Annotated in this window: 22 protein-coding genes and 1 other RNA gene; 12 read left to right on the top strand and 11 right to left on the bottom strand. The window is 71.7% G+C overall.

Going from position 1 to position 26,171, the window contains the following annotated elements:
• Positions 1–44: 44 nt before the first annotated feature.
• The 4 genes from ACIBBD_RS01585 to ACIBBD_RS01570 all read left to right on the top strand — a co-directional run bounded on the left by ACIBBD_RS01585 (position 45) and on the right by ACIBBD_RS01570 (position 4,303).
• The gene (locus ACIBBD_RS01585) at positions 45–695 is read left to right on the top strand and encodes a class I SAM-dependent methyltransferase (protein ID WP_399417230.1); all 651 of its coding nucleotides are present in this window, start codon (positions 45–47) and stop codon (positions 693–695) included.
• Positions 696–1,311: 616 nt separating this feature from the next.
• Positions 1,312–2,169, top strand: coding sequence for a MaoC/PaaZ C-terminal domain-containing protein (locus ACIBBD_RS01580; RefSeq protein WP_399417229.1), 858 nt, complete (start codon positions 1,312–1,314; stop codon positions 2,167–2,169).
• Between the two features lie 81 nt (positions 2,170–2,250).
• Positions 2,251–3,333 carry a Zn-dependent alcohol dehydrogenase gene (locus tag ACIBBD_RS01575; RefSeq protein WP_399417228.1) on the top strand — a complete coding sequence of 361 codons (1,083 nt, stop codon included), beginning with the start codon at positions 2,251–2,253 and terminating at the stop codon, positions 3,331–3,333.
• A gap of 13 nt (positions 3,334–3,346) precedes the next feature.
• Positions 3,347–4,303 (top strand): 3-oxoacyl-ACP reductase, encoded by a 957-nt coding sequence (locus tag ACIBBD_RS01570; RefSeq protein WP_399417227.1) that lies wholly within the window; start codon positions 3,347–3,349, stop codon positions 4,301–4,303.
• 55 nt (positions 4,304–4,358) lie between these two features.
• On the opposite strand, the gene ACIBBD_RS01565 is transcribed toward ACIBBD_RS01570, so the two are convergent.
• Both ACIBBD_RS01565 and ACIBBD_RS01560 read right to left on the bottom strand, forming a co-directional pair.
• Positions 4,359–4,517, bottom strand: a complete 159-nt coding sequence (locus tag ACIBBD_RS01565) for a hypothetical protein (RefSeq protein WP_399417226.1) — start codon at positions 4,515–4,517, stop codon at positions 4,359–4,361.
• A gap of 94 nt (positions 4,518–4,611) precedes the next feature.
• Complete coding sequence (locus ACIBBD_RS01560) at positions 4,612–5,868, bottom strand: hypothetical protein (protein ID WP_399417225.1); 1,257 nt, start codon at positions 5,866–5,868, stop codon at positions 4,612–4,614.
• Between the two features lie 584 nt (positions 5,869–6,452).
• Between ACIBBD_RS01560 and ACIBBD_RS01555 the strand changes: the two genes are divergently transcribed.
• From ACIBBD_RS01555 to ACIBBD_RS01545, 3 genes are read left to right on the top strand one after another with little or no spacing between them, the layout of a single operon-like run.
• Entirely contained in the window at positions 6,453–7,292 is an 840-nt protein-coding gene (locus tag ACIBBD_RS01555) for a Nif3-like dinuclear metal center hexameric protein (RefSeq protein ID WP_399417224.1), read from the top strand.
• Complete coding sequence (locus tag ACIBBD_RS01550; protein ID WP_399417568.1) at positions 7,289–8,032, top strand: zinc ribbon domain-containing protein; 744 nt, start codon at positions 7,289–7,291, stop codon at positions 8,030–8,032. Before ACIBBD_RS01555 ends, ACIBBD_RS01550 begins: the two co-directional genes overlap by 4 nt.
• Positions 8,033–8,043: 11 nt before the next feature.
• Positions 8,044–9,486, top strand: a complete 1,443-nt coding sequence (locus ACIBBD_RS01545; protein WP_399417223.1) for a bifunctional RNase H/acid phosphatase — start codon at positions 8,044–8,046, stop codon at positions 9,484–9,486.
• Here ACIBBD_RS01545 and eda read toward each other — a convergent pair.
• The 4 genes from eda to ACIBBD_RS01525 all read right to left on the bottom strand — a co-directional run bounded on the left by eda (position 9,458) and on the right by ACIBBD_RS01525 (position 12,498).
• The gene (eda, locus tag ACIBBD_RS01540; RefSeq protein ID WP_399417222.1) at positions 9,458–10,120 is read right to left on the bottom strand and encodes a bifunctional 4-hydroxy-2-oxoglutarate aldolase/2-dehydro-3-deoxy-phosphogluconate aldolase; all 663 of its coding nucleotides are present in this window, start codon (positions 10,118–10,120) and stop codon (positions 9,458–9,460) included. The two genes, ACIBBD_RS01545 and eda, sit on opposite strands and share 29 nt — an antisense overlap.
• A gap of 71 nt (positions 10,121–10,191) precedes the next feature.
• On the bottom strand, positions 10,192–10,974 hold the full coding sequence (gene yaaA / locus ACIBBD_RS01535) for a peroxide stress protein YaaA (protein ID WP_399417221.1): 783 nt from the start codon (positions 10,972–10,974) through the stop codon (positions 10,192–10,194).
• Positions 10,975–11,146: 172 nt separating this feature from the next.
• The gene (locus ACIBBD_RS01530) at positions 11,147–11,749 is read right to left on the bottom strand and encodes a hypothetical protein (protein ID WP_399417220.1); all 603 of its coding nucleotides are present in this window, start codon (positions 11,747–11,749) and stop codon (positions 11,147–11,149) included.
• Positions 11,746–12,498: a MerR family transcriptional regulator gene (locus tag ACIBBD_RS01525; RefSeq protein ID WP_399417219.1), complete on the bottom strand. Its 753-nt coding sequence runs from the start codon at positions 12,496–12,498 to the stop codon at positions 11,746–11,748. The genes ACIBBD_RS01530 and ACIBBD_RS01525 overlap by 4 nt, the downstream gene beginning before the upstream one ends.
• Positions 12,499–12,641: 143 nt before the next feature.
• On the opposite strand from ACIBBD_RS01525, the gene rnpB reads away from it, so the two are divergent.
• Positions 12,642–13,043, top strand: an RNA gene (rnpB, locus tag ACIBBD_RS01520) — RNase P RNA component class A.
• A 54-nt stretch (positions 13,044–13,097) separates the two neighbouring features.
• Here the strand turns inward: rnpB and ACIBBD_RS01515 are convergent.
• Positions 13,098–15,254 carry a UvrD-helicase domain-containing protein gene (locus tag ACIBBD_RS01515; protein WP_399417218.1) on the bottom strand — a complete coding sequence of 719 codons (2,157 nt, stop codon included), beginning with the start codon at positions 15,252–15,254 and terminating at the stop codon, positions 13,098–13,100.
• 87 nt (positions 15,255–15,341) lie between these two features.
• A complete protein-coding gene (locus ACIBBD_RS01510; RefSeq protein ID WP_399417217.1) occupies positions 15,342–17,276 on the bottom strand; it encodes an RNA polymerase sigma factor RpoD/SigA in 1,935 nt (644 codons plus the stop codon).
• Between the two features lie 132 nt (positions 17,277–17,408).
• Between ACIBBD_RS01510 and ACIBBD_RS01505 the strand changes: the two genes are divergently transcribed.
• The 4 genes from ACIBBD_RS01505 to ACIBBD_RS01490 are packed head-to-tail and all read left to right on the top strand — an operon-like array spanning position 17,409 to position 24,135.
• A complete protein-coding gene (locus tag ACIBBD_RS01505) occupies positions 17,409–20,543 on the top strand; it encodes a helicase-related protein (RefSeq protein ID WP_399417216.1) in 3,135 nt (1,044 codons plus the stop codon).
• Positions 20,540–22,390, top strand: coding sequence for a DrmB family protein (gene drmB, locus ACIBBD_RS01500; RefSeq protein WP_399417215.1), 1,851 nt, complete (start codon positions 20,540–20,542; stop codon positions 22,388–22,390). The genes ACIBBD_RS01505 and drmB overlap by 4 nt, the downstream gene beginning before the upstream one ends.
• 6 nt (positions 22,391–22,396) lie before the next feature.
• Positions 22,397–23,518 (top strand): DNA helicase, encoded by a 1,122-nt coding sequence (locus ACIBBD_RS01495; RefSeq protein WP_399417214.1) that lies wholly within the window; start codon positions 22,397–22,399, stop codon positions 23,516–23,518.
• Positions 23,515–24,135, top strand: a complete 621-nt coding sequence (locus ACIBBD_RS01490; RefSeq protein ID WP_399417213.1) for a DUF262 domain-containing protein — start codon at positions 23,515–23,517, stop codon at positions 24,133–24,135. Before ACIBBD_RS01495 ends, ACIBBD_RS01490 begins: the two co-directional genes overlap by 4 nt.
• A gap of 45 nt (positions 24,136–24,180) precedes the next feature.
• Here ACIBBD_RS01490 and ACIBBD_RS01485 read toward each other — a convergent pair whose 3' ends face one another.
• From ACIBBD_RS01485 to ACIBBD_RS01475, 3 genes are all read right to left on the bottom strand, one after another.
• Positions 24,181–24,615, bottom strand: coding sequence for an AAA family ATPase (locus ACIBBD_RS01485; RefSeq protein WP_399417211.1), 435 nt, complete (start codon positions 24,613–24,615; stop codon positions 24,181–24,183).
• A complete protein-coding gene (locus tag ACIBBD_RS01480) occupies positions 24,527–25,342 on the bottom strand; it encodes a hypothetical protein (protein WP_399417210.1) in 816 nt (271 codons plus the stop codon). Before ACIBBD_RS01480 ends, ACIBBD_RS01485 begins: the two co-directional genes overlap by 89 nt.
• A gap of 66 nt (positions 25,343–25,408) precedes the next feature.
• A complete protein-coding gene (locus ACIBBD_RS01475; protein WP_399417209.1) occupies positions 25,409–26,086 on the bottom strand; it encodes a hypothetical protein in 678 nt (225 codons plus the stop codon).
• Positions 26,087–26,171: the final 85 nt, after the last annotated feature.

Here is a 26,171-nt window from a genome sequence, read left to right as displayed (position 1 = left end):
GGCGCCGAGACGCACGGACGACCCCTTCCGGAAAGGCAGACCCCATGACCGCGGCACCCAAGCCCGAGATCCTGGCCGCGTTCGAGGCCGCGAAGGGGTTCATGCCCGCCGACGAGGGGCTGGCGCTGTACGCGGCGGCCGTCGAGGCGGGGCGGCTCGGACTGCCGCTGCTCGAGGTCGGCACCTACTGCGGGCGCTCCACCGTCCTGCTCGCCGACGCCGCCCGGCAGGCCGGGGTCACCGCCCTCACCGTCGACCACCACCGGGGCAGTGAGGAGCAGCAGCCGGGCTGGGAGTACCACGACCCGGAGACCGTCGACCCCGAGACCGGCCTGATGGACACCCTGCCCACCTTCCGCCGCACGCTCCACGGGGCGGGTCTGGAGGAGCACGTCGTCGCCCTGGTCGGCCGCTCGCCCCAGGTGGCGAAGGTCTGGGGATCCCCGCTCGGCCTGGTCTTCGTCGACGGCGGCCACACCGACGAGCACGCGAACGCCGACTACGAGGGCTGGGCCCCGCATCTCGCCGAGGGCGGCCTCCTCGTCATCCACGACGTCTTCCCCGACCCGGCCGACGAGTTCACCGGCCAGGCCCCCTACCGCGTCTACCTGCGCGCCCTGGCCTCCGGCGCCTTCACGGAGCTCTCGGACACCGGCTCGCTGCGGGTGCTCCGGCGCACGGGCGCCGGCATCTAGGCAGGGCTGCCGGCCGGGGGCCGGGGGGTGCCCTGATCCGGCCGTTGCCGAGGGACGCCCGGCCCGGGGTGCCCGTGCCCGCCCGGTCCGGTCGGGGGGACCTGCCTGGAGTGCCCCTTCCTGCCCGCCTGCTTGGTCCGGTCGAGGGACCCCTGCCTGCCCGCCCGGTCCGGTCGGGGGGCACCTGCCCGCCTGGCCCGTCGAGGGGCACCCGGTCCGGTGGGCACCCGGTCTGACGCGCTCCCGCCCACCCCGCCGGCCGAAGGGCGCCGCCTGCGAAGCCGCCAGGCGACGACGGGGACACGGCGCGTTCGGCGCGCCGTGCGGACGGGGCTCAACGGCCGTCACATGCAGCCCCGTTGCCCTTACCCCGTATCACCTTACGGTGGGGCCGGTGCGATCCCCAGCCGGTCCGGGGCGGATGCCGAGCCGACGATCTGACAAGCCGTCAGGAGTCTTCCCAAGTGCCGGGCCCTGGGCTATACAGAGGTCTCGCCGCACTGGAACGCGTTCTAGAACAGCGGGTTCCGCGGCCCCGTGACGACCTCGGTGCGGCCGACGGTGCGGACGGCCGTACCGAGGTCTTACGCCGTGTACCGCCACCGTCAGGAGCCCCATGCCCATCGACGCAGCCAAGGCGCTCGCCGCCGAACCCCGGACCGGCGAGATCACCTGGGACCGCAAGGACGTCCTGCTCTACCACCTCGGCATCGGCGCGGGCGTCCCCGCCACCCACCCCGACGAACTGCGCTACACCCTGGAGTCCCGGCTGCACGTCCTGCCGAGCTTCGCCACCGTCGCCGGCTCCGGCTCGCCCGGCGTGATCAGCGGACTGTCCATGCCCGGCGTCGACGTCGACCTCGCCCGCGTCCTGCACGGCGGCCAGTCACTGACCCTGTACCGCCCGATCCCCGTCGGGGGCACCGCCACCGCCACCGGCCGGATCGCCGCCGTGTACGACAAGGGCAAGGCCGCCGTCCTCGTCATGCGCACCGAGGTCGCCGACGCGGACGGCCCGCTGTGGACCAACGACGCCCAGATCTTCGTGCGGGGCGAAGGCGGCTGGGGCGGCGACCGGGGCCCCACGGCCCGGCCCGAACCGCCGGCCGGCGACCCCGACAAGGTGCTGGAACGGCCCGTCCGCGAGGACCAGGCCCTGCTCTACCGCCTCTCCGGGGACTGGAACCCGCTCCACGCCGACCCCGAGTTCGCCAAGCTCGCCGGCTTCGACCGGCCCGTCCTGCACGGCCTGTGCACCTACGGCATCACGCTCAAGGCCGTCGTCGACACGCTGCTCGACGGGGACGTGACCCGGGTGCGGTCGTACGCCACCCGGTTCGCCGGAGTCGTGTACCCCGGCGAGACCCTGCGCCTGCGCCTGTGGCGGCAGGAGGGTGCGGTGCGGGCGGCGGTGAGCGCCGTCGAACGGGACGACGCGCCCGTCCTCGCCGACACGATCGTCGAACATTCCTGAACCACCCGTCCGCCGAGGGGATTCGAAGGGATTCCACCGGGATTCCGCAGGGATTCCGCAGGATCCGAGGGGAGCCGCACCATGCGCGCAGCCGTACTGCACGAGATCGGCCAGGACAAGCTGGAGGTCCTCGACGACGTCGAGGCGGTGGGCTTCGGCCCCGGCAGGGTCAGGATCCGGGTGCGCGCCACGGGGCTGTGCCACTCGGACCTGTCCGCGATGGGCGGGGTGCTGCCGCAGCCCGCGCCGTTCGTACCCGGTCACGAGGGCGCGGGCGAGATCCTGGAGGTGGGCGAGGGCGTCACCCACGTGAAGCCGGGCGACCGGGTCGTCGTGTGCTGGCTGCCCGCCTGCGGCGCCTGTCCCGCCTGCCGGCGCGGCCAGACCCAACTGTGCCTGGCCGGGTTCATGAACGCAGGCACCCCCAACTTCCGCCGTGGCGACGGGACGTCCGACGTCTTCGGCTTCGCGGGCACCGGCACCTTCGCCGAGGAGGTCGTGGTCGACGCCGGATGCGCGGTCCCGGTCCCCGACGACGTGCCCTTCGACATCGCCGCGCTCATCGGGTGCGGCGTGACGACCGGCCTCGGCGCCGCGCTCAACACCGCCGACGTGGCCGCCGGCTCGTCCGTCGCCGTCATCGGCTGCGGCGGCGTGGGCGTCTCCGCGATCCAGGGCGCCCGGCTCAAGGGCGCCGCCGAGATCGTCGCCGTCGACCCGGTCGCCGCCCGGCGGGAGGCCGCGCTCAGGTTCGGCGCCACGCAGGCCGTCCCGCCGGACGAACTGTCCGACGCCAGGCAGCGGATCACCGGGGGCGAGGGATTCGACTACGTCTTCGAGGTCGTCGGCCGCTCCGCCACCGCCCGCACGGCGTACGAGAACACCCGGCGCGGCGGCACGCTCGTCGTGGTCGGCGCGGGCGCCCTCGACGACTTCCTCCAGCTCAACATGTTCGAGCTGTTCTTCGACGAGAAGCGCATCCTCCCCTCCCTGTACGGCGGCGGCGACGTCCTGCGGTCCTACGAACGGACCATCTCCCTGTGGCGGGCCGGCCGCATCGACCTCTCGGGCCTGATCACCCACCGCGTGCCGCTCGCGGAGATCAACGAGGCGCTGGACCAGATGCGCACCGGCACCGCCCTGCGTACCTGCATAGAGATCTGAGGGGGAGCAGGCCATGTCACGGTCACTGCCGTCGTCCCTGCCGCTGGCGGGACTGTCCGCGGTCGTCACCGGTGCCGGACGCGGGCTCGGACGGGCCGAGGCCCTGGAACTGGCCCGGCTGGGCGCGGCCGTCGTCGTCAACGACCACGGACGGCCCGGCCGCGACGGCTCGGGCGAGGCCTCGGCCGGTCCGGCGGAGGAGGTGGCGCGGGAGATACGGGCGGCCGGCGGCACCGCGCTCGCCCACACCGGGGACGTGGCCGACTTCGCCCGGGCCCGGGAACTGGTGGAGCTCGCGGTCGGGGAGTTCGGCACGCTGGACGTCCTGGTCAACAACGCGGGCATCCTGCGCGACCGCATGGTCTTCTCCATGACCGAGGACGAGTGGGACTCCGTCGTCCGCGTCCACCTCAAAGGCCACTTCAACACCACCCGCTTCGCCGCCGCGCACTGGCGCGCACGGTCCAAGGCGGCCGGCGGGCCGGTCTACGGGCGGATCGTGAACACCTCCTCCGAGGCGTTCCTGGCGGGCTCCGCCGGACAGCCCAACTACGCGGCGGCGAAGGGCGGCATCGTCGGACTCACGACGTCCACCGCCCTCGCCCTCGCCAAGTACGGCGTCACGGCCAACGTCATCTGTCCGCGCGCCCGCACCCGTATGACCGAGGACGTCTTCGCGGGCCTCGGACGCCCCGAGGAAGGGCTGGACCCGCTCGCGCCCGAGCACGTCGCCCCGCTCGTCGGCTATCTGGCCTCGCCCGCCGCCGGACGGATCAACGGGCAGCTGATCGTCGTGCACGGAGGGATGGTCGCCGTCGTCGAACGGCCCCGGGTGGGAGCGAAGTTCGACAGCGAGCAGGAGACCTTCACGTACGAGGAACTGGACGCCGTGCTCACACCGCACTACGCGCGGCGGCCGGCGGGGGAGACGTTCGCGGCGGCGGAGGTGCTGGGGCTGCGGCGGGAGTAGGCGGACACACGAGGGGCCCCGTCCGTCGAGCAGACGAACGGGGCCCGTCGTACCGTCAGGCAGCCGCCTCGGCCTTCTCCTCGACCGGCTTGCGGTGCCGGCCGCGGGGAGCGGACTCCCTGTCGTAGGACGAGACCGGACCCCGGTGACGGCCGTGACCGGCGGTCTCCTGGGCGTCGGCGGACAGCGGCTGCTTGGTGCTTGCGTCGCTCATCGGAAGGATTCACCCCGTCAACATGATCTTTTACAGCCGGGTGAGTTTATCCGGCGCACCTCGGGGCGAATCCAGGCGGCCACGCCCATCGCTGCTAGTTCGTTACCAGCAGGCCGAGGGCTTGTTGGAGGGTGATGGGGCGGTGCGGGGTGGGGGGCTCCGGGGCGGGGGGTGGAAGTGGGGTCGTGGGGATGGTCATGGGGGTGGTCGTGTCGCTGGTCGTGCTGGTGTCTGCCCTTGTGCGCGGCGTCGTGTCGGGTCTCGTGCCGCCCGTCGTGTGCGGTGCTGTGGCCGGCGTCGTGCTCGTCGGCCCGGTCGTCCGTGGCACCGTCACGTGGGCCACGCCGCACGGCTCCGCCTCCGTCGCGTACGGCAGGCGCAGTACGCCGTCCCGCGTCCACAGGCCGCTGCCCGCCAGCCAGCCCCGCGGCGCGGCGAGCTGGTGCAGGTGCCGTTCCGCCGGGCGCCAGACGCCGACCCAGCTGTCGAACGGGCCGTCGAGACGGAGCGCCACCGCACAGTTCTCCGGGAGCAGCACCTGGCCCGGCTGGATCGCGAACGGCGTCAGGGTGCGGCCGGGGAGCCGCAGCGACTCCGGGAAACGCACCGGGAACGTGCTGCCCAGCACGCCCCAGCCGAGTCGTGGCTCGCCGGGTGAGGGAGCGTCCGAGCGGATGAGGAGCAGGCCGCTGTCGGGGTCCGCGAGCAGCAGGCGGTCGTCGCTGTCGGCGGCGATCTGCAGCAGCGGGGACACCTCGCCGCCGCGCTCCAGATCCACCACGATCGCCTTCGTGCAGCCACCGGACTCCCGGTCCAGCGCCAGTATCCGTCCCGTCCGGTCCAGCCACACCCCGCCCGAGCAGCGGCCGGGGATCTCGGCGACGTGCTGCGGGCCGAAGGCGCCGCCCGCCACCAGCCACAGCGTCGTCGAACGCCGGCCCACGGCCAGGGCGTACGCCCGCTCGCCACAGGGCGCCGGGGGCAGCAGGCGCAGCCGGGTGCCCTCCTCGCGGCACTCGACCGCGCCCAGCGGCAGCTCGCCCGTGCCGGGGCCGGTGGGGTACAGCAGGGAGAAGACGTGCCGTCCCTGCACCAGGCGGCGGATCAGGACGCGGCCGTCGGCCATCGGGTGCACTTCGGTGCCGGGCTCCTCCGGCTGGTGGGCGGGCAGCGGTACGGCGTACGGCTCGGGGCCGCCCAGCGTCCAGCGCTCCGGGAACCAGGACTCGCCGGCTCGCGCCAGGCGGGCGGCGTAGGAGCCGTCCGCCGTGATCACGCAGTCCGCGTGCGGCGTACCGTCGTCGTCCTCGTCCTCGGACTCCGCGGTGGGTGCGATCGCACAGACCGTCATCGTTCGGTCACCTCCGGCGACGAAGCTAGTTTTCGCACGAACGGGCGGGGGACGGCGGGCGGGGGGCTCCACTCTTACGAGTGGTGCAGAAGCGATTCGCCTTCGGCGGTCAGGGGGGTGTGCTGCCGGGGTGGGGCGAGAGGGTGTCTGCCCACCCGGCCGGCCCGACTCGGTGGGCCGAGGCGTGCTCGACGCGGGGCTCCGCCCCGGACCCCGAGGGGCGTTTGCCTCTGCACCCACCCGCCCGACTCGGTGGGGCGAGGCGTGACCGACATGAGGCTCCGCCCCAGACTCCGGCGGGGGCTCCGCTCCCTGCGCCCCCGGCGTCGCTCGCGCCCCAGACCGGCGCGTGGCTCCGGCCCCGACCCCAGCGTGACTCCCGCCCGGTCCCCGGCGGGTCTTCGCCCTCCGCCCCCTGCCAGGCCCCCGCTCCCCGCGCCCCCCGGCCTGGCTTCCGCCCCGACCCCAGTGGTCTTCGCCTCCCACCCCCGGCCGCGGTCCCCACCCCACCCCCAGCAGCTCCCCCTCGCAGCCCACCCCCCACGCCGGTGCACCCCCGTACAACGGCCAGGTAGCCTTTCCCCGTGCCCCGTCTGTCTGAAGTCATCGCCGCGCTGGAGAACCTGTGGCCCGCCGAGCGGGCCGAGTCCTGGGACGCGGTCGGTACGGTCGTGGGCGATCCCGGTCAGGAGGTCGGCCGGGTGCTCTTCGCCGTCGACCCGGTCGAGGAGATCGTGGACGAGGCGGTGAAGCTGGGCGCCGATCTGCTCGTCACCCATCACCCGCTGTACCTGCGCGGGACGACGACCGTCGCGGCCTCCACCTTCAAGGGCCGGGTCGTGCACCGCCTGATCAAGAACGACATCGCGCTGCACGTCGCCCACACCAACGCCGACACTGCAGATCCGGGCGTGAGCGACGCCCTCGCCGGGGCGCTCGACCTGCGGATCGTGGGGCCGCTGGTGCCCGACCCCTCCGACGCCGAGGGGCGCCGCGGCCTCGGGCGGATCTGTGAGCTGGACCATCCGCTCACCGTCCGTGAGCTCGCCGCCCGTGCCGCCGAGCGGCTGCCCGCCACCGCGCAGGGCATCCGCGTGGCGGGGGACCCGGAGGCGGTCGTGCGGACCGTCGCCGTCAGCGGTGGATCCGGCGACAGCCTCTTCGACCACGTCCGCGCCGCCGGCGTTGACGCCTTCCTCACCGCGGACCTGCGCCACCACCCGGCGTCCGAGGCCCGCGCCCACAGTCCTCTCGCGCTGCTCGACGCGGCGCACTGGGCCACCGAGTGGCCCTGGTGCGAGCTGGCCGCCGCCCAGCTCGACGAGATCTCCGACCGGAACGGATGGGGCCTGAGGGTCCACGTCTCCAAGACGGTCACCGACCCCTGGACCAGTCACTCCCCTTCACCTGGAGCCCCCAACTGAACGCCGCGCCCGCCGACCAGATCCGACTTCTCGACGTCCAGGCCCTCGATGTCCGCCTCCAGCAACTGGCGCACCGGCGCCGGTCGCTGCCCGAGCACGCCGAAATCGAGTCGCTGACGAAGGACCTCACGCAGCTGCGCGACCTGCTCGTGGCCGCGCAGACCGAGGAGAGCGACTGCGCCCGCGAGCAGGTCAAGGCCGAGCAGGACGTGGACCAGGTGCGCCAGCGCGCCGTCCGCGACCAGCAGCGGCTCGACTCCGGTGCCGTCACCTCCCCCAAGGACCTGGAGAACCTCCAGCGGGAGATCGTCTCCCTCGCCAAGCGGCAGGGCGACCTCGAGGACGTCGTCCTGGAGGTCATGGAGCGCCGCGAGTCCGCCCAGGAGCGGGTCGCCGAGCTGACCGAGCGGACCGGCTCCGTCCAGGCGAAGATCGACGACGCGACCGGCCGCCGGGACGCCGCCTTCGAGGAGATCGACGGCGAGGTCGCCACCGTGACCAAGGAGCGGGAGGTCATCGCCGGGTCCATCCCAGCCGACCTGCTCAAGCTGTACGACAAGCTGCGCGAGCAGCAGGGCGGCATCGGCGCGGCCAAGCTGTACGCGCGCACCTGCCAGGGCTGCCGCCAGGAACTCGCCATCACCGAGCTCAGCGAGATCCGCGCGGCCGCCCCCGACACCGTCGTGCGGTGCGAGAACTGCCGTCGGATCCTGGTGCGGACCTCCGAGTCCGGACTGTAGGGGCGCGGGGCGTGCGGGAGTTCATCGTCGAGGCCGACGGCGGATCGCGGGGCAACCCGGGGCCCGCGGGCTACGGCAGCGTGGTGATCGACGCGGCGACGGGGGAGACCCTCGCCGAACGCGCCGAGTACATCGGCGTCGCCACGAACAACGTGGCCGAGTACCGGGGGCTGCTGGCCGGCCTGCGCGCCGCCCGTGAACTCGACCCGTCGGCCACCGTGCGCGTCCGCATGGACTCCAAGCTCGTCGTCGAGCAGATGTCGGGGCGCTGGAAGATCAAGCACCCCGACATGAAGCCGCTGGCCATGGAGGCGGCGCAGATCCTCCCGCCCGTGCAGGTCACGTACGAGTGGATCCCGCGCGAGCGCAACAAGCACGCCGACCGGCTGGCCAACGAGGCCATGGACGCGGGCAAGCGGGGCGAGCAGTGGGACGCCGGGGCCTCCCGGGCCGCCCTGGAGGCAGCCGCCTCCGGTCCGCCCGTTCCCGGGCTTCCCGAGCCGTCCGGCCCGCCCGGGGACGCGGCCGCGGGTGCGGCGCGGGCCCGCGAGGCGCTGGCCCGGGGACGCTCGACCGCCGCCCCGGCCACCTCGGCGGACACCGTCGCCAGCGCTCCCGCCGACACCCTCGCCACCGGCTCCGAGGACACCGTCGCCACCGGCTCCGGTGGCGCCGCCACTCCTTCCGGTGCCAAGGCCGGAGCCGACCTGCGCGCCGCCCGTACCGTCGCCACCCCCTCGGCCGGCCCGTCAGCCATCCCCTCGGCCACGTCATCCACCCCGTCGGCCGCGCCGTCCTCCGTCGGCTGGGGCTCCGCCCCGGACCTCGGCGCTCCCGCCACCTTCGTCCTGCTGCGCCACGGCGAGACCCCCCTCACCCCGGAGAAGCGTTTCTCCGGCAGCGGTGGCAGCGACCCCTCCCTCTCCGACATCGGCCGGGAACAGGCCGAGCGGGTCGCCGCCGCCCTCGCCCGGCGCGGGACCATCCAGCACATCGTCGCCTCCCCGCTCGCCCGGACCCGGGAGACCGCGGGCGCCGTCGCCGCCCGCCTGGGGCTCGAGGTCACCATCGACGAGGGGCTGCGCGAGACCGACTTCGGCGCGTGGGAGGGGCTGACCTTCGCCGAGGTTCGTGAGCGTCACCCCGACGACCTGAACGCCTGGCTGGCCGACCCGGAGGCCGAACCGACCGGTGGCGGCGAGAGCTTCGCGGCGACCGCCACCCGTATCGCCGCCGCCCGCGACAAGCTGGTCGCGGCGTACGCGGGCCGTACGGTGCTGCTGGTCACCCACGTCACCCCGATCAAGACCCTGGTGCGGCTCGCCCTGGGCGCCCCGCCCGAGTCCCTGTTCCGGATGGAACTGTCGGCGGCCTCGCTGTCGGTCGTGGCGTACTACGCGGACGGCAACGCCAGCGTCCGCCTCCTCAACGACACGTCCCACCTGCGTTCCTGAGGTTCGCGGCGGCCCGCGCGAGCCGCTCGACCCGCTGCCAGTCCCCGGCCGCCACCGCGTCCCCGGGGACCATCCAACTCCCACCCACACAACCGACGTTGGGCAACGCCAGATACTCCGCCGCGTTGTCCGGTCCGACCCCGCCCGTCGGACAGAACCGGGCCTGCGGCAAGGGCCCGGACAGCGACCGCAGATACGCCGTACCGCCCGCCGCCTGCGCCGGGAAGAACTTCATCTCGCGCACCCCGAGCTCCAGCAGCGCGACCACCTCCGATGCGGTCGACACCCCGGGCAGGAAGGGCAGCCCGGACGCCCGCATCGCCGTCAGCAGGGCCTCCGTCCAGCCCGGGCTGACCAGGAAACGCGCCCCGGCCGCCCCGCACCGCGTCACCTGCTCCGGCGCGATCACCGTCCCGGCCCCGACCACCGCCTCCGGCACCGCGTCCGCGATCGCCCGGATCGCGTCGAGCGCGGCGGGCGTGCGCAGTGTCACCTCGATCGCCGGCAGCCCGCCCGCGACCAGCGCCCGCGCCAGCGGTACGGCGTCGGCGGCGTCCGCCACGACCACGACGGGCACGACGGGGGCGAGATCCAGTACCGAGGCAGCCGAAGAGGAGGGCAGGGGGGAGGTCATGCGCCTCATCCTGCCCTCGGGACGCACTCCACGCAAAGCTCATTGCGTATGATGCAACGATGGGGGGAGGGTCAGTGGATCTCGTCCACCAGCACGTCCAGCGTCCACGCCGTCCCCGCCCGTGCCGGAACCCGCTCCTCCACCACGTGGCCGAGATCCCGCAGCGCCACCACCAGCTCGGCCGGGTCCTTCGGTGCGATGCCCGCCGTCAGCAGACCGCGCACGATCCGCCCCTTCGTCGCCTTGTTGAAGTGGCTGACCACCTTCCGGGTCGGCGCGTGCAGCACCCGCACGCTCGCCGTCCGCCCGGCGACCTCCCCCTTCGGCTTCCACGCGGCCGCGTACGCCGCCGACCGCAGGTCCAGCACCAGTCCGTCCCCGGCCGCCTCCGGCAGCACGTCCGCCATCGGCGCCCGCCAGTGAGCGCCCAGCGCCCCGAGCCCCGGCAGCCGCACCCCCATCGAGCAGCGGTACGACGGGATGCGGTCCGTCACCCGGACGGCACCCCACAGACCGGAGAAGACCAGCAGGGAGCGGGCGGCGCGCTTCTTCGCGGCTGCGTCCAGCGAGGCCAGGCCGAGGGCGTCGTACAGCACACCCGTGTAGATCTCACCGGCCGGGCGTGCGCCCGCCGTGCGCAGTTCCGCGTTCTTGGCGACCTCGCCGCGCAGGCCCTCGCTCAGCCCGAGCACCTCCCGCGCCTTCTCCTCGTCGCTCGCGCACAGCTCGACCAGCTCGGTCAGGACGGCCTCGCGGGCGGCGGCGAGCCCCGGCAGGGACAGCGACTCCGGCTTCAGCGGGGCGCCACGGCCGGAAGCGGCCTTTCCTTCGGACGGGGGCAGCAGGACGAGCACGGGTGGTTCTCCTTCGATAGGGCTCCGCGCCAGCGTACGGGGTGCCCCGACCCGTCCCGGCCGGAGTCCACGGCGCCCCGACGGCACTCCCCGGCCGCACGCGCAACGCTCCCCGGCCCCCACCCACGGGGACGGCCTCCCCACGGCACACACCTCCGCCTCCGCCTCCGCTTCACGCGGGCCGGTCCGGCGGCGAAGGCGGCGCCCGTCGCGCCTGTGTGAGGGCGTGGACGAGGGACCGCGCGTCGTCGGCCTGAAGGCGCACCACGTCCACCTCCCGGCGGCGGCCGAGGAGGCCGACGTGGGTGACCGGCGCGGACAGTTCGAGGGTGACGGATGTCTGTGAGCCGACCGGGACGTTCAGCTCCCCCTCGGCCCGCTCGTGCGTGGTGCGCACCTCGTGCCGTACGGCCGCGATCCGGTCCAGCGGGATGCGCAGGTCGACGTGGGCGGCATGGCGCACGCGCAGGGCGTCGCCGGCCAGGACGTGCGGGCGGACCGTCCAGGCCGCGTGCAGGCCCGTCAGGGAGACCACCGTGCAGACGTCCAGGGCCAGCACCACCGCGTGCGCGGCCGGCCAGTCGCGCAGCAGCACGGACATCGTGAACGTCTCGATCAGGCACACGGTCACGAACCCGGCCATCACCGCGCCCTGCCCGCGCGCGTATCCGAACGCCCGCCCGTCGCCGACCCCGTGCCGCCGCCGCAGCGCCCACAGCAGCAGGCTCGCCAGCAGCCGTACCTGGTGCCGGACGAGGGCGCGGGCGGCTCTCACCGTGCCTCCCCGTCGCCGGCCAGGATGCGCAGCACCCGGCGGAGGACCTCCGCCTGGGCCGGCGCGAAGTCGGCGTAGAGCGCGCGCAGGAAGCTGCTGTCGTGGTCGATGGCGGCCTCGGGGAGCGTCTCCCGTGGGATCCAGGCGACCAGCGAGCGGGCGGCCTCCTCCACGCGCGGGTCGTCCGGGTCCGCGTCGGCGAGCCGGTCCAGCAGCGCGTAGGCCTCCCGGGCCCGCGCCACGGCGTCGGGCGAGCCGAGCGTGCCGCTCAGCGCGGTCAGCAGCCGCTCGCGGACCTCCGGGGGCGCGGCGGAGTCGAGCAGCGCGAGCACCTCGCGGTCCTTGGCGGCCATGGGGGAGCCGGAGGCGGGGATGTCCGCGAACAGGGCGGCCAGCTCGGGCGAGACCGGCCCCTCGGCGGGCAGCCCGTCCGCGTCCAGCAGCGCCCGCAGCCGGGCGCGGCGCTCCCCGATCGCCGCCTCCTGCCGGGCCAGGTCCTCGTCCAGCTCGGTCAGTACCTCGGCGAGGTCCTTGCCTGCGTCGTCCGCGAGCACGTCCCGCACCTCGGCCAGCCCCAGCCCCAGCTCCGTCAGCCGCCGGATCCGGGCGAGCACCACGGCGTGCCGGAGCGTGTAGTCGCGGTAGCCGTTGGCCCGCCGCTCCGGCTCCGGCAACAGCCCCAGATGGTGGTAGTGCCGGACGGTCCGCGTGGTGACGCCGACGGCCTCGGCGAGTTCTCCGATCCGCATGCGACCAGTACAGACGTTGACGCCACGGCAGGGTCAAGCGAGCCGCGCGCCGGTGTCGGCGCCGACACCGACCCTGAGCCCCCCGGATCCGACGGGCGGCGGAACGAGGGGCGGGCGCCCGGTAACATGGTCGACACGGCAGACGAGCCGGGCGGACGGCCGCGTGGAGTCCCTTCGAGGGCTTCCCGAGGAACGTCCGGGCTCCACAGGGCAGGGTGGTGGCTAACGGCCACCCGGGGTGACCCGCGGGACAGTGCCACAGAAAGCAGACCGCCCAGCACCTCGGTGCTGGGTAAGGGTGAAACGGTGGTGTAAGAGACCACCAGTGCCTGAGGTGACTCAGGCAGCTAGGTAAACCCCACCCGGAGCAAGGTCAAAAGGAAACACCCCGGTGTTTCTGCGCGGACGATCGAGGGCTGCCCGCCCGAGTCCGCGGGTAGACCGCACGAGGCCGGCGGCAACGCCGGTCCTAGATGGATGGCCGTCTCCCCGGCCGCCGCGAGGCGACCGGGCGACAGAACCCGGCGTACAGCCCGACTCGTCTGCCTTTTCGTTAACCCCCACCAACCTTTCGAGCTGTGAGCCCGTGCAGCGAAGACTCAGCCTCCCGCCTCGGATGCCACCGGCAGGAATCGGCTGACCTTGCCGCTGTACGAGACATAGAGCTCCTCGCGGGCGCGCGTGCAGGCCACGAAGAGAAGACAGCGTTCGGCCAGCATGTCCGCCTCGTGCTGCAGTCGGTCCAAATCCGGTGGCGTGACGGCCGGCGGGAACGGGAAGGTGCCTGCCGTCACGCCGATCACCGCGACGCACCGGAACTCCAGGCCTTTCATCGCGTGCAGAGTGGCGAGCCGCACCCCGACGTCCTGCTGCGCTGGCCCCTCCCTGACCAGAACCGCGGGGAGCTCGGCGCGTTCCAGTCGCGCCTTGACCTTGTCCAGCGTCTGGTGGAACCGGGCGGCTACCGCGATCTCCGCCGGCGCCGCGCCGCCTGCGACCCACTCACGTATCTTCGCGACCACCGCGCTCAGTTCGGCGTCCTCACTCCCGAAATCCCTCAGGGCGGGCCGACGGCCGTGCAGGAGGGAACGGTAACCGGCCAGTGAGTCCTTGCCGTCGCCCGACAGTGACTCCACCGGTTCGTCCTCCATCAGAGCTGCTGCCCAGCGGAGGATCTCCTCCGTGCTGCGGTAGTTGATGCGCAACCGGCTGGAACGGCCCGCGACCGGGATACCGAGAGAACCCAGCGAGACACGAGAGTCGTAGATGCGCTGGTGCGGGTCCCCCGTGATGAACAGGTCGTCGGGCCCCGGCGCGACGGCTCCACGCAGGACCCGCCACTGGACCGGGTGCAGGTCCTGCGCCTCGTCGACCACGACATGGGCGTACGGCGGGTGAGCTGCCCCCGGTTCGCTCAAGAGTCTGGCGGCCTCCGCACATAACTGCAGGTAGGTGCACTTCCCGTCCTTGCGCAGCCCCTGCTCGAACATCCTCATGGCCCGCCACACCCGCGCCCGCTTGACCGGCCCCAGGGCCGACCCCCTGCCGCGCCGCACCGCTCGCAGATACTCGTCCTCGGCGGAAATCGACTGGGCGAGCACCACGTGCCGGTACTCCTGGGAAAGGAACTGCTCGTTCCACTCCAGCCCGAGGGTCTGCTGGATCCTGCGCCAGCGGAAGCGCTCGTCGGCGTCGTCGCACAACCGGGGCACCGAGCCCCGGCGGCGGCGCACGACGTCCCGGGCCAGGGCGTCGACCGTGGTGACATCGACCCGCTTCAGCAGAGCATCGTCCTCTAGGAGCAGCGCGAGGTTCTCCCTGAGGGATTTCGCCAGCGCGGTCGTATACGTGGTGAGCAGGATCCTGCCTGCGTGCGGCGTCCTCTGGAGCAGGTGCTTCACGCGGTGCAGGGCCACCACGGTCTTGCCCGTGCCGGGACCACCGGTGACCTGGGCGGGGCCGGCATAGGTCGCCCGGTAGGCCACCCGGCGCTGGGTGGGGTGGAGGAAGATGCGCCAGGCGGCGAACGGCTTGGTGAGGATGTCCTCCAGTTCCTCCGCTCCCGTGACCACGGTGATACGGCTGTGAGTGTTGGCGATGGCGGAGGACAGGTCGTCGGGGTCGTAGGGTCCCGGGTCTGCAGGACGGCGCACAGCTACGACCTCCCGCCAGACCGTGTCTTCGTCGAAGCCCTCGGCGAGGAACTGCAGCACCTCGAACTGGTCCTCGGGGAACAGTGAGGCGAACGCCTCCAGCTGGGCCTTGTCGGTGATGGTGCGGGCCGCGCGCAGTGTTCCTTCGTCGATGCCGAGCCGCGTCAGGGACGCGTTTGAGAAGCCGTCGAACAAGCGCTCCTGTGCCTTCGCCGCAGTCTGCTCCAGCACCGGGGTGAGCTGCTCGATGGCGACGACATTGCGGACTTCCAGGCCGCGCGTGGCGGTGTTGACCGTGTAGAGCCGCTTGGCGGCCCACTCGTAGGCCTTGTCGTGCTGTACGACGTTCACCAGGAGGAAGGTGTCACCGCCGTCGTCGGGTGCGAGGACGACGCCCCGCCAGAAGTCGGTGATCCTGATGGTCCGCAGGCGCGGATCGCGGGCGTTCACCACGGACTCCAGGTGCAGACCCTTGTCGGCGTGCAGTTCGGCGACGGTGAGTTGCTGAAACTTCTTCATCGCCTTCCGTACGCCTGCCCGGACCGGCTTCTCCAACTGCTCGTACTTGTCCCAGAAGGTGTTGGCGAAAGCCAGCTGCGGCAACGGACCGTCCTCCCCACGCGGTGCGATGTGCACACCCTACTCAGGGGCCTGTCGGCCGGCAGGCCCCTGAGTAGGGCCAGAGAGGGCTTATCGGTACTCCATCAGGATTCTGCGCAGTCGTGTGGACGCCGCGGAACCGGGGAGTCTGCCGTCCGCGATCGCACGGATGATGTGTGCGCCGTGATGTCCTGCCTGCCGGATGAGGGCCGTCCGACCAAGGTGGGACGTCATGCGCCGCGCAGCCAGCTCCACGGCCTGCGGGGAGAACCCGTCGCTCTCGGCGGAGGGCCGGAAGCTACGGGGCACCGGCGTCGCGGTGCGTGGACGACGCTTCGGCCGCTGCCTGGAGTCGGGGTGTGAGTGGGCTTGTTCTGCTTCCGCGAGGATCTCCGTCAGCCGGTTCCGGGCCTTGGTCTCGAGCTGGCGGATCCGTTCCCTGGTGACGCCATACACGGAGCCGATCGCGTCCAGGGTCTGAACTTCCTGGTCGATCAGGCCGCTGCGCCTTCGCAGGATGTCCGCCGACTTGGCGTCGAGCTTGCTCAGCAGCCTTTGTTCGATGTCCTCCCGCGACCACTGTGGGTGCAGCAGGTCTTCGGGCCCTAGAGAAGGCAGGTCGTAGGAGAGGGCGTCGCCGAGGTTGGCGCCCTCGAACAGTTCACGGTCGAGAGAGGCGGTCACCCTGCTGATACCGCGGATCTCCGCCACACGGGTCACCGTGAGCCCCGTGGCAACGGCGACAGCATCCTTGGTGGCCGCACGGCCCAGCGCATGCAGCTTGGCTTCGGCCGCGGCCACCTTGTGCATCTCCTCGTGCAGGTGCACCGGAATGCGGATGGCGCTGCCGAAGTCCGCTATCGCGCGTGTCATCGCCTGACGGATCCAGTTGTAGGCATAGGTCGAGAGCTTGAAGCCCCGGGCCGGGTCGAACTTGCAGATCGCGTGCATCAGGCCGAGCACCCCGTGGTGAAGCAGATCCTCGTCCTCCAGGCCCTGGCCCGTGTACTTCTTGCGCAGCTCGTGGACAAGGCCCACATTGTGCTCGACGAGAGCCTCGTAGGCCTGGCGGCGGACGTCGCTGCGTGGGAGGGCGGCGAGTTCCTTCTCGGTCGGCTCCTGGGAACTTGAGGTGGTGGGCCACTCGCGCAGCAGAAGGGTCAGCCCGGTCTCCTCCTGTGCCGTCAGGATGCGTTTGGCCGGGCGGCGCAGAAAGCGGCGCTCCGCGAGCAGTGACCTGGCGGCGGAGACCTCGGCCGACCACTTCTCCCTGACGGGTGGGGACGGTTGGGCAGGGATGGCGGGCAAGGGCTCCAGGCCCCGTTTCGCCTTCTGCCCGGCCTGTAGCGGCTGCTCGTCGCGGCTGGGCGCCGGGCGCGGTGGTTCCGTGTGTGTCGCGTTGTGCCCGGCCTGTTGCGGCTGCGAGGTGGGCCGACGGACCGGTACCGGCGACTCCACGCGTGCCGGGCCAGCCAGCGCAGCTGCCAGCCGCCCAGTCTCGCTGTTGTCGAGCCCGCACAGTCGCGCCAGTCCCGGTACGACGCGAGAGGCAGGGGCGGCAGAGTCGGCGTAGCGCTGGGCCAGCTTCAGAACTGCCGTCATCCTCGGACCGAGATCTTCCCTCCGCCTCGACGGTTCGATCGGGCCGAGCGACCGGTTTTCGGTGGCGCGCCCCGCGTCGGTTGCCCCGGCCGAGCCGGTGTGAGCCGTCCTGCTCCTCGTCGGAGCGTGGACCGCCGTGGCTGCCCTGGTCCCGGCCGCAGCCCGCAGCGGCGACGGGCGGCCGCCGACCTCAGCCGCCGCAGGGCGAGCAGTCACGACTCTGATGCCGAGTTTCTTCAACTCGCCTGTCAAGCGGTCCAGTTCGGCGTCGCTGAGACCGAGGCCGGAAGCAGCCGCGAGGAACTCCTCGCGCGTCACCGCACCGTCCGTGGCCAACTCGCGCAGCCGTCTCAGCAGCGCCCCCAGCGCCAGCCGCATCCCCTGCTCCCTGTCCCCCCGGAAGCCCGGCGTCATGCCTGCCATGGGACGACTGTGCCACGGGGATACGACAACCGGCCCTGACGTGTCGGAATCAGCGCTAGGATCCCTGGCCCCGGCGTGGGGACGCTGGGTGGGGAACGGCCGCGCACGTACCGGCCGCTGCAAGGGGGCACCATGGATCCACGGGACGAGTTGACCGCGTACCTGCGCAGGCAGCTGATGGGTCCGGCGGACGGTGAACGTGAGGTCCTGCTGTTCCCGCCCGACCGCCAGTACCTCGTCGGCACCCTGTACCCGCGCGATGCGGACCTGCACGGGCAACTGCGCCTGGCGGGCGACATGGACGACGAGGACGAGGGCCGGGGAACGGAGGAGGTCCGTGAGGACACGAACCCGGCCGTCGACCCGCTGCCCTCCGTCAACTCCTGGCTGCCCTCCTCACTGGGCATCAGTTTCTACACCGACGCCACGGAACTGCAGGTCACCTGCTCCAGTGCCCGTTACCTCACCGAACAGGGGGAACGAGCCCGACAGTGGCGGCGTGAGCCGCTGCCCGAGGAGACCAGGTCCGTCGGACCCAAGGACGACAACCCCGTCGAGGTGTTCGAGGGGCGGGGTGAACTGACCGTGTACTGGCGGCCGTTCAGGGAAGGTCACCTCGTCACCGTGGGCCTGGCGAATGCCGCCCGGGCGGGTGACGAGGACCGGCGCACACCCGCCTGGGACCGCATGCTGTTCCAGGTGCGCCTGGGTGTCACCGTGCCGGGCGGTCGGATCCGTCAGTACCCGAGCACCACACTGATCAGCCGGGACGAGGAGGAGCAAGAGCTGCGCCTGCAGTACCGCCACGTCCGCACCTACGCCATCGGCCACGGATGCGCAGTGGGAGAGGTGCTCGCCGACGGGCGAGTGGTGGGTCTGAACACCGAGTTGCTGCCGCACGTCGATGTTCCCGACGTCCGGGCCGCCGGGCCGACCGATCTGCCCGTCCTGCGGCTGGCCCGTCTCGCGGACGACCAGGTGGCCGTCGGCGACCTGCGCGAGGAGCTCCGCGCGTTCGCCGCCGGATACCGGGCCTGGTACGAGGAGCAGCGCACTCTCGACGTCCCGCCCTGGGGATGCCCGGCCGCCGACCGCATCCTGACCAGAGTCGAGGCCGCTGTCACGCGTATCGAGTCAGGCATCGAGACCCTCTGCGATCCGCGGCGCCCGGAGATCCTCGCGGCCTTCAAAACCGCGAACCGGGCCATGGCGCTCCAGATGCGGCACAGCGCGCGCGATCAGGCAGGTGAGCGCCGGGAACGCCGCACGGCCATGCTCCTCGAGCCCGACCCCGATCCGGAAGCGGCGTGGCGTCCCTTCCAGTTGGCCTTCTTCCTGCTGGCGCTGGACGGCGCGGTGGATCCGGGCCACCCCGACCGCGACACCGTCGACCTGATCTGGTTTCCCACGGGCGGCGGCAAGACCGAGGCCTACCTGCTGCTGGCCGCGTTCGTCATGGTGCTGCGCCGCTTCCAGGAGGACGGCGGCGGCACAGCCGTACTCAGCCGCTACACCCTGAGCCTGCTCACCACTCAGCAGTTCCAGCGTGCCGCCACCCTGGTCTGCGCGCTGGAACGGCTGCGCCGCCGGAACGAGCGGCGGCTCGGCAGCGAGCCATTCTCCATCGGCCTGTGGGTCGGCGACACCACGGTGCCCAACCGCTACGCGGACGCGAAGCAGGCCTTCGACAACCTGCGGTACGCGGCGCACCCGGGGGAGGCCTTCATCCTCGACCGCTGCCCCTGGTGCGGCACGCGCATCCTGCCGTACGCCAAGTCTGCGGATCGGGGCGACTACGGCATCCGTGCCACGGCCACGTCCTTCGCGTTCTACTGTCCGCGCGACGAGTGCTTCTTTCACGACGAGCTGCCCGTCGCCGTCGTCGACGACCAGCTCTACGACCGACCGCCGACCTTCGTCCTCGGCACCGTCGACAAGTTCGCGCGTCTGGCCTGGGAGGCCAGGGCCGGGCGGCTCTTCGGCGCCGGGGGAGCGGGCAACCGTCCGCCGAGCCTGGTGATCCAGGACGAACTCCACCTGCTCACCGGCCCGCTCGGCTCGCTGACCGGGCTGTACGAGTCGGCGGTGCTGTCCTTGTCCGTGCAGGAGGGCAGGGGCCCCAAGGTGGTGGCGTCGACAGCGACCATCCGCCGTTCGGGAGAGCAGGTGCGCCGGCTTTACGGTCGGGACGTGCAGTTGTTCCCGTCCGCCGGTCTCGACGCACGCCACTCGTACTTCGCCGAACCCGACACCAGCTCTCGCGGCCGGCGGGGCCGCCGCTATCTGGGCGTCATGGCCCAGGGTCACACCGCGGGCCGGGCCTCCGTCGCCACCGCGGCGGCGATGCTGCAGGGCGCGTACGAACTGCCGGAGGAGCACCGGGACGCGTACTGGACCCTCGTCGTCTACCACCACAGCCTGCGCGAGCTCGGCCGTACGATCACCGCGACCGGGGACGACATCCCCGCCCAGCTCGCCGGAATGGGCGGTGCCGCAGGTGCCCGGGAGCTGACCGACCAGCAGGTGCAGGAGCTCACCAGCAACCTGAACCGGGCCGAACAGCCCGTGCTGCTGGACCGGTTGGCCAAGCCCTGGACCGAGCCGGGGGCCATCTCCTTCCTCGCCTGCACCAACATGCTGTCGGTGGGCGTGGACGTGAAGCGGCTCGCCCTGATGCTGATGCTGGGGCAGCCAAAGACGACCGCCGAGTACATCCAGGCCACCAGCCGTGTGGGCCGCGACAAGGTGGCCGGTCTCGTCGTCACCTTCTTCAACGCCACCCGTCCGCGCGACCGGTCGCACTACGAGACCTTCGGGGTCTACCACCGCTCGCTGTACCGGCACGTCGAGCCGACCAGCGTCACGCCCTGGTCGGTGCCGGCCCGTCGGCGCGCCCTGCACGCCGCGCTGGTGATGCTCGTCCGGCACCGTCTCGGACTCTCGGCGGAGGATCAGGCCGGTGAGCTGCTGGACCACCTGCCGGGGGCCGTGGTGCTCGCCGAGGAGCTCGTCGCCTGGGTGCGGGCGAGCGACCCGCGTGCCGCGCAGGCCGTGGGGGACGAACTCGACGGGCTGCTCGCCGCGTGGCAGCAGCGCGCCCAGGAGGCCCGGGACGCGAGCAAGCCCCTGTACTACCGGGGCCAAGGTAAGGGGCACCTGAACCTGCTGAAGAACTTCGAGCAGTACGGCGGCCTGTGGGAGACCCCGCACTCCCTGCGCACGGTCGACCGCGAGTGCCAGGTCACGGTGAAGGGAGCCGACCGGTGAGCCGCAAACTGAGGGTGCGCCAGGCACAGACCGTACTGCCGTTCGGGGTCGGGGCCGTCCTGGACATCCAGGGCGAATCGTTCGTCGCCACCGGCATCGGGGACTGGCCGCGCAAACGGCAGCCAGTCGACTCACCGCGGCTGGCCGCACGGCTGCGAGTGAGCGGTTTCTTCGCGGCCCCACCGACCCTCAACGACCGTTACGACAACCAGGACGCACCCGGTGCCCCCTACATCCGGTTCCCGACCTGGCTGTTCTGCGGCAGCTGCCGCCGCATGCGGCGCTGGCGCATCGCCGACGAGACCCCGGGCACGCCTCCGCAGTGCCACCAGTGCTCACCGAGGCGCCCGCTCGTCCCGATGAGGTTCGTGCAGATCTGCAAGGCGGGACACCTCTCCGACGTCGACTGGTGGTTCTGGGCGCACTCCCGGCTGGACCCGGAGGACCGTCAGGCCTGCCCGTCCCGGGAATCCCGGGACTCCCGGGCACAGTTGAGCTTCCGCGTCGAACAGCGCGCCGCGGGCCTGGAGGCGCTGTCGGTCGTCTGTACTGCGCCGAAGTGCCGGGGCGCCCGGGACCTCCTCGACATCCTCGGCACGCACGGTCTGCGCTGCTCCGGACGTAACCCCTGGCAGCGCGCGACAGAACGGGCCGACTGCCGCGAGACCGTTCAGGTCGTGCAGCGCACCGCTGGAAACCTCTACTACCCCGTGGTGCACTCCGCGCTGGACATCCCGGAGGCTGAAGGACCCCCGGTCTGGGAGGGCGAGGTGGCCGAGCGGGTCCGGGCCAGCGCCCTGTGGCTCGCCCTGTGCAGCGCGCCGGACGGCCCGAATGCACCGGCCCTGCGCGGGATGATCAAACAGGACACCCAGGCCGACGACGCACTGATCGACGCCCTCCTGGCCGAGGAAGCCGGCACGCCCGTCACCACCGCCGCCCCGGACCAGCCGGTCTACCCCGACCTCAGCAGCGAGGAGTGGGCGGCGCTCACCGCGCCCGCGCCCGAGGCCACCCGCGACTTCGTGGTCCGGCACACCGACCTGGGGCTGGCCGAGGAGAACCAGGCGCCGTGGACGACCCTGCGGGAGCGGATCGGCAAGGTGGTGCTCGTCGACCGGCTGCGGGAGGTGCGGGCCCTGCAGGGATTCACCCGGGTCGCCCCCGACGCCACCTTCGTACCCGCCGACACCTCGCGCCGTCTGCGCTGGCTCCCGGCGGTCGAGGTCTACGGCGAGGGCGTCTTCCTCACCCTCGACTCCGGACGTCTCACCGACTGGGAACGCGACACCGCCGTACGCAACAGGGTGCTCGGCATACGCGCCGACCTGGACCGCAGCTTCCAGAAGGACCGGCTGGAGGCACACACCGGCACGGTGCTGGCCCCGCGATTCGTCCTGCTCCACACGCTCGCGCACCTGCTCATCCGGCAGCTGTCGTTCGAGTCCGGCTACACCACGGCCAGTCTGCGGGAGCGTGTATACGCCCGTGCCGACCGCGACCAGGCCGGGCTGCTTGTCTACACGGCGGCCGGTGACGCGGCCGGCACCCTCGGCGGCCTGGTCCAGCAGGGCGAGCCACCGCACCTCGCCGAGACTCTGCTGCGCATGATCGAGGCCGCAGCCTGGTGCTCCGCCGACCCGCTGTGCGCCGAACACTCCGGGCAGGGCTTCGGCAACCTCAACCGGGGCGCCTGCCACGCCTGCGCCCTGCTCCCGGAGACCAGCTGCGAGACGGGCAACACCCTGCTGGACCGGGTGCTTGTGGTCGGTGGCGGCGAGGTCCCCGGCTTCTTCGAGGACGTGATCACCTCGGCCCGCGCGACCGCGGTGGACCAGGAGGAGTAAGGGCCGGTGCTCGTGGACTTCCTCTCGCTGACCCCGGACCAGCAGGACGTGCTGGCCTCCCTCCCCTTCGACGGCCATCACCTGGTCACGGGGCCACCGGGATCGGGCAAGAGCGTCCTCGCGGTACAGCGCGCGGTGATGCTCGCCCTGACCGGAGAGCCGGTCACCCTCCTGACGCGCTCGAACCTGCTCCGCCAGTCACTGGAGCCGCTGGCGGCGGCCCTAGGTCCGGAGGAGGGCCTGGAGGTGTCGACCGTCCACGGCTGGATGCACGCCTGGCACCGCGCCCGTACCGGCCGCCCCGCTCCGCGGACGGAGGACGACGGTTGGTTCGAATGGGCGGCCGTCTTCCAGGTGGCCGCGTCCGAGTTCCGCCGGCCCGGCCCCCTGCTGGTGATCGACGAAGGCCAGGACCTGCCGCTGGACTTTTACCGGCTGTGCCGGCTGATCGGCGCCCGTACGACCGTCTTCGCCGACGAGTGCCAGCGCATCACGGACACCCAGTCCACGCTCGCCGAGATCGGCTCCCTGCTCACCGGCCCGAACCGTCACGATCTGACTGCGACGCATCGCATAACCCGTCCGGTGGCGGTTCTGGCGGCCCGCTTCCACGTCGGCGAGGCTCGGCCGGCCCTCCCGGACCTCAAAGGCCCGACGCCGTCCCTGCGGCGCTACGGCAGCGCGCAGCAGGTGGCGGCACATGTCGCCGAGTACGCAGGAACTCGCCCCGGCGAGCGTGTCGGCGTGGTCTTCCGGCACACACGTCACCAGATGGACCTGACAGAGCGTTTGGAGCGCCTCATGCCACGCTCACGCCTCCAGACATACGTGGGGGAGGGAACTGGCCGCTACCGCACGCTGGACCTGGCCCGCCCCGGCGTCACCGTCCTGAACCGGAGGAGTGCCAAGGGTCTGGAGTTCGACACGATGTTCGTCCCCGACACCCACCTCGACGCGGGCGACGACCCGACCGGCGCCGGTCTGAAGATGCTGTACTACGTCCTGGTCACCCGGGCCCGCACCCGTCTGTTCCTGGGATACACAGGAAACACGGAGCCGCCGCTGCTGGCGCACGTTCCGGCGACGGAGCTGGCCCGGGACCAGGGCATGGATACGATCGCCTCATGACCACCCCGGAGATCCAGAAGGCGCGGACGGCCCATGAGGAGTACTTCCTCGACGAGGGTATGGACGTCGAGGTCGAGACCGAGGCGGACGAGGAACCGCCGGAGATCGACAGGCCGTGGAACCCGGAGCAGATCAGGGTCAACACGAAGCAGTTTTCACTGCGTAATGCCCTGGACATGATCGACGACGAGTCGCTTGAGCTCGCTCCGGACTTCCAGCGAGGCCGTGTGTGGAAGCTGGGGCAGAAGTCCCGTCTCATCGAGTCAGTGCTGTTGCAGATTCCGCTGCCCGCGTTCTACTTCGCTGAGGACGCGGACGGGCTCATGCGTGTGGTCGACGGCCTTCAGCGACTCTCGACCATTCATGATTTCGTCCGGGGGGGGAGAGGAGTCGGGGTTCGCGTTGAAAGGCCTCGAATACCTCGACAAGGTGGTCGAGGGCAAGCGTTTCGAGGAGCTCCCCGCGCCGTGGAAGCGGCGCATCCACAACGCTCAGATCATGGCGCACGTGATCGATCCGACGACTCCTCCGGATGTCATGTACGACATCTTCAAGCGCATCAATACCGGAGGCACGCCCCTCAACGCGCAGGAAATCCGGCATTGCATGAGCGGTAAGCGGAGTCGCCGCATCCTGAAGGAGATGACGTCCACGGACGTCTTCTATGAAGCGACTGGTCTGCGTGACCACTTGCGCATGAACGACCGGGAAATGGCCCTGCGCTTCGCTGCGTTCAGGTTGTTGAGGGACTCGAAGAACTGTGCCAGGTCCAGTGGATCGACGGTGCCGGATACGACGTCCGGGTCGGGACCGACCGGCAGGAAGGCGAAGCGGCGGCGTACGGCGGCATCCAGATGACTGATGCTGCGGTCCGCCGTGTTCATGGTCCCGATGATCCGCACGTTCGGCGGTACCGAGAACGTGCGTCGACTGACGGGCAGAGTGAGGGGCAGGCCGCGCTTGTCGAGTTCCAGAAGCGTCACCAACTCTCCGAAGATGCGCGGCAGGTCACCTCGGTTGATCTCGTCGATGATCAGGAGGAACTTCTCGCCCGGGTGGGCGGGAGGCCTGGGCGCACAGCGTGTGGAACACCCCATCGGTGAGCGCGAGCGTCAGTCCGGGCCCCGTGACATTCATGTCCGGTTTGAAGCCCTCGACGAAGTCCTCGTATCCGTAGGAGGGATGGAAGGTCACCATATGGACGCGACCGGCCCGCAACATCTCCGCCTGGGCGGGGGCACGCTGCTCAGGCGGAGAGCTCAGGGCGTCCGCCCGGCCGGTGAGGGCGAGGGCGATGCCGAGCGCGAGCCGGGTCTTGCCTGTGCCGGGAGGCCCGTGCAGGATCACCTGTCCCTTGCGGTCCAGCGCCTCCAGTACGCTCTCCACGTCCTCGGGCAGCGTGACGGGATCACCGGTGCGTGACTCCGCGGGGCGTGTGCCCGGGACTGCGAGACCCATTGAGACCTGCGCGAAAAGGGCCGCGTCGACCTTGGCGAACGTGGACCGCCAACCGTGTTGCGGTTTCGACAGTTTCCGCGCGTGCGAAACGTCCCACGTCACCGGAACGACGTGCCGATATTCGACATAGTCCGGCTCGAAGCGGTAACTCCCGCTGACCGTGCCGGTCGCGAGGACCTCGTCCGTCCCGCGGTTGGCGACGATCCGGTCCCCCGGCTCCAGGTCTCGGAAGGCGAGCAACCGCCGGGCAAGTGTCAGACTGCCTCCGCTGCTGCGCGGCCAGCGCGCGTCGAGCGCCTGCTTGAGTTCGGCGTCACTCTGGTACTGACCCAGGTCACCGAGCTCGTCCCACGCGACGCGGATCACCGCGCCGTCACGGCATTCCTCCCACAGCCGGCCGCGCTCACCGGGTGCGATCTTCCAGATCGTGTTCTACCGCGGGCGCGGATCGAATCCCAGATATAGGAAGCGCATGACCTCCTGTCCGCTCCAGCCGTCGAACTCAGGGCGGGAGCGGACGAGTTCCAGCAGACGGCGATTGCTGCGCCAGGCCGGTGCGTCGGTCTGCGCTGAGCCCCCCAGCAGGGTGATGAACCGGCGCAGGTGCTCGGCCGCGTAGATGGGCAGAAAATGCTCGGGGAAGTACGTGGCCAGGGACTTGGTCACCAGTGCCGGTCCGAATCGCAGCACCTCGAGATCGTCCACGGCGTCGAAGTCCCCGGCACCCACGGCCTCGAAGGCTCGCACGAACTGTCCGCGCAGTTCTTCCCATGCCTCCTGCGGCTCCATGCCGCGCAGCGGAGCGGCCAGTCGCCACTCACCGGAATTGTGGTGATACATGATGTGCTTCGCGGCGCTGCCGCCCTTGATGCTGCCGAGGTTCGGGGTACCGAACTCCATCAGCCGGCAGTACGTCGGTCCGTCCGTGGACAGTGCGGGCTGCCCCAGGGCGTAGCGCGACAACGGCATCGTCGCCCACGTCTCCAGAGGAAACTGCGACAGCACCTGCTTACGTTCGTCTTCGGCGGCCGTTCCGGCCTCCGTCACCGTGCTTCGGTCGAATTGTGATGCTGCCGCCTGCAGGTCCGGTTCGTCCGCCACGAAGGTCATGATGCCGGATCATCGGCTTCCGGTGGGCTGGGCTCGGGGAGTTCACGGCTGGTGCCGGAACGGGGGAGCCTGGTGGAGACCCGCC

Source organism: Streptomyces sp. NPDC051315, from assembly GCF_044455165.1.
In the GTDB taxonomy this organism is placed as follows: domain Bacteria; phylum Actinomycetota; class Actinomycetes; order Streptomycetales; family Streptomycetaceae; genus Streptomyces.
This window is presented reverse-complemented; position numbering and strand designations above follow the sequence as displayed.

Coding starts and splice junctions, on each gene's coding strand:
- ACIBBD_RS01575 (WP_399417228.1), top strand. CDS start 2,251: ATGCGCGCAGCCGTACTGCACGAGATCGGCCAGGACAAGCTGGAGGTC.
- ACIBBD_RS01490 (WP_399417213.1), top strand. CDS start 23,515: ATGACCACCCCGGAGATCCAGAAGGCGCGGACGGCCCATGAGGAGTAC.
- ACIBBD_RS01560 (WP_399417225.1), bottom strand. CDS start 5,868: ATGACGGTCTGTGCGATCGCACCCACCGCGGAGTCCGAGGACGAGGAC.
- eda (WP_399417222.1), bottom strand. CDS start 10,120: ATGACCTCCCCCCTGCCCTCCTCTTCGGCTGCCTCGGTACTGGATCTC.
- ACIBBD_RS01585 (WP_399417230.1), top strand. CDS start 45: ATGACCGCGGCACCCAAGCCCGAGATCCTGGCCGCGTTCGAGGCCGCG.
- ACIBBD_RS01510 (WP_399417217.1), bottom strand. CDS start 17,276: ATGGCAGGCATGACGCCGGGCTTCCGGGGGGACAGGGAGCAGGGGATG.
- ACIBBD_RS01485 (WP_399417211.1), bottom strand. CDS start 24,615: ATGGGGTGTTCCACACGCTGTGCGCCCAGGCCTCCCGCCCACCCGGGC.
- ACIBBD_RS01505 (WP_399417216.1), top strand. CDS start 17,409: ATGGATCCACGGGACGAGTTGACCGCGTACCTGCGCAGGCAGCTGATG.
- ACIBBD_RS01580 (WP_399417229.1), top strand. CDS start 1,312: ATGCCCATCGACGCAGCCAAGGCGCTCGCCGCCGAACCCCGGACCGGC.
- ACIBBD_RS01570 (WP_399417227.1), top strand. CDS start 3,347: ATGTCACGGTCACTGCCGTCGTCCCTGCCGCTGGCGGGACTGTCCGCG.
- ACIBBD_RS01475 (WP_399417209.1), bottom strand. CDS start 26,086: ATGACCTTCGTGGCGGACGAACCGGACCTGCAGGCGGCAGCATCACAA.
- ACIBBD_RS01525 (WP_399417219.1), bottom strand. CDS start 12,498: ATGCGGATCGGAGAACTCGCCGAGGCCGTCGGCGTCACCACGCGGACC.
- ACIBBD_RS01565 (WP_399417226.1), bottom strand. CDS start 4,517: ATGAGCGACGCAAGCACCAAGCAGCCGCTGTCCGCCGACGCCCAGGAG.